The following is a 2,158-nucleotide window of genomic DNA, read 5'->3' on the forward strand; positions in this document are numbered from 1 at the left end:
GGTCTCCCGGGCCACCTTGAACGCCCGGTTCGCCGCCGGTACGCCAGCGTAGACGCCGACCTGGAGCAGGACCTCCGCCACCTCCGCCGGGCTGAGTCCGTTGCGCAACGCGGCCCGGACATGCATCGCCAACTCCTCGTCGTGGTGCAGGGTGGCGAGCACGGCGAGGGTGATGCAGCTACGGGTTCGCCGGTCGAGGCCCGGCCTGCTCCACACCTCGCCCCAGGCGTAGCGGGTGATGAAGTCCTGAAAGTCGGCGGTGAACTCGTCGGTGCCGGCGACCGCGCGGTCCACGTGTGCGTCACCCAGCACCTGTCGTCGCACCGCCATGCCGGCCTGGTGCCGCTCGTGGTCGTTCACCCGTCACCCCGTCCCTCGTGGAAGTGTTCCAACAGGAGTCGGCACACCTGCTCGGGTTGCTCGACGTTGGCCAGGTGCGCCGCCGCGTCGACCACGGCCAGCCGGGCCTGCGGGATGCGCTCGACGATCTCGCGGGCGTGCGGCACCGGGGTGGCCGGGTCGTCCGCTCCCGCGATGACCAGCGTCGGCGCGACGACCCGGCCGAGGTCAGGTCGGAGGTCCATGGCGGCGATCGCCTCGCAGCAGGCGGCGTATCCGGTCGGCGCGTTCGCGGTCAACATGGCGCGGTGGGTGGCGACCACCACCGGCCGGGCCGTGGCGAAGGCCGGGGTGAACCAGCGGGCCACCACCGCGTCGGCGATCGCCGGCATCCCGCCGGTGAGTACCGTCGCGGCTCGTTCCCGCCACTGCTCCGGTGGGCCGAGCGACGCCGACGTGCAGAGCAGCGCCAGCCGCCGCACCCGCTCGGGCGCGTACGCGGCGAGCCACATGCCCACCATGCCGCCGAGGGACAGCCCCGCGTAGTGGACCCACTGCACGTCGAGGTCGTCCAGCGTCCGCAGCAGTTCCCGGCCCAGCAGGTCCAGCGTGTACGGCCCGGGAGGCACCGCGGAGCGCCCGTGGCCGAGGTGGTCGTACCTGATGACTCGGAACCGTTGGGCGAGCGCCGGGACCTGGGGTTCCCACATGGCGGCGGCGGTGCCCAGGGAGCTGCCGAGCAGCAGCACCGGCGCGGCGGCCGGGCCGTGAACTGTGAGGTGCAGTCGGGACGTCATCGGCCTACTCCTCGAGCGGCGGCCAGGGCATTCTCGACGAACCGGCCGGCCGAGCCGAGCCAGCGGTGCGGGTCGAGCGCCTCGGCTATCTCCGTGTCGGACAGGTGGGCGCGTACCTCGGGGTCGGCGAGCAGCGCGGCGCGGAACGAGGGTTCGGAGGCGGCGCGGGTCACGAGGTCGTGTGCGACGCCGCGACCGACAGCGGGCGCCAGTCGCGCGGCCACGGCCTCGGCGAGCAGCAGGCCGCCGGTGGCGTCGAGGTTCTCCCGCATCTTGTTCGGACGGATTTGTAGCCCGTGCAGCATCCGCGCACACCGGGCGGCGGCACCGCCGGCCACGTGCAGCAGCTCCAGCAGGGGCTCCCACTCGGCGTGCCACGCGCCCGCGGCCCGCTCGTGCTCCTGCACCGCCGTGGCGAACAGGGTGGCGACGAGACCCGGGCCGCGTCGCGCCGCAGCGGTGACGAGGACCGAGTCCACCGGGTTGCGCTTGTGCGGCATTGCCGAGGAGCCGCCGCGTCCGGCGCCGCCTTCGGCCACCTCACCCACCTCGTTCTGGGCGAGCAACCCGACGTCGAGGGCGACCTTGCCGGCGGCGACGAGCAGCCCGCCGAGGGCGGCGGTCAGGTCGAGCCAGGGCTGGCGACGGGTGTGCCAGGGCAGCGGGCTCGGCGGGAGGCCCAGGTGCGCCGCGAAGCGCTGGGCGACCTCGGCGCCGGCCGGCCCGTACGCGGCCAGGGTGCCGACCGCGCCACCGAGTTGCGCAGGCTGCGCGGTGCGGGTCTGACGCAGTCGGTCCCGGGTCTCGACCAGCCCGGTCAACCAGCCGGCGGCCTTGAGCCCGAACGTGGTGGGCGCCGCCTGCTGCCCGAGGGTCCGGGCGACCATCACCGTGTCCCGGTGCGCGTCGGCCAGCTGGGCGGCGGCGTCCACGGCGGCGTCGAGGTGACGCAGCAGCGGCCCGAGCGCCCGCACGGCCACCAGGACCAGCGCGGTGTCCAGGACGTCCTGGCTGGTCGCTCC

General features: G+C 74.7%; 3 protein-coding genes. All 3 read right to left on the minus strand.

Features of this window, described 5'->3' with window-relative positions; all coding sequences use genetic code 11:
• Positions 1-360: 4-carboxymuconolactone decarboxylase (pcaC, locus tag ABZ749_RS34290; RefSeq protein ID WP_357235360.1), on the minus strand; the 360-nt coding region annotated here is incomplete at its 3' end.
• Positions 357-1,136: a 3-oxoadipate enol-lactonase gene (gene pcaD, locus ABZ749_RS34295; RefSeq protein ID WP_357235364.1), complete on the minus strand. Its 780-nt coding sequence runs from the start codon at positions 1,134-1,136 to the stop codon at positions 357-359. The genes pcaD and pcaC, both read right to left, overlap by 4 nt.
• Positions 1,133-2,158, minus strand: a 1,026-nt coding sequence (locus tag ABZ749_RS34300; protein WP_357235366.1) for a lyase family protein, incomplete at its 5' end; no start/stop codon positions are given. The genes pcaD and ABZ749_RS34300, both read right to left, overlap by 4 nt.

This window comes from Micromonospora sp. NPDC047753 (genome assembly GCF_040642735.1).
In the GTDB taxonomy this organism is placed as follows: Bacteria; Actinomycetota; Actinomycetes; order Mycobacteriales; family Micromonosporaceae; genus Micromonospora.

Coding starts and splice junctions, on each gene's coding strand:
- pcaD (WP_357235364.1), bottom strand. CDS start 1,136: ATGACGTCCCGACTGCACCTCACAGTTCACGGCCCGGCCGCCGCGCCG.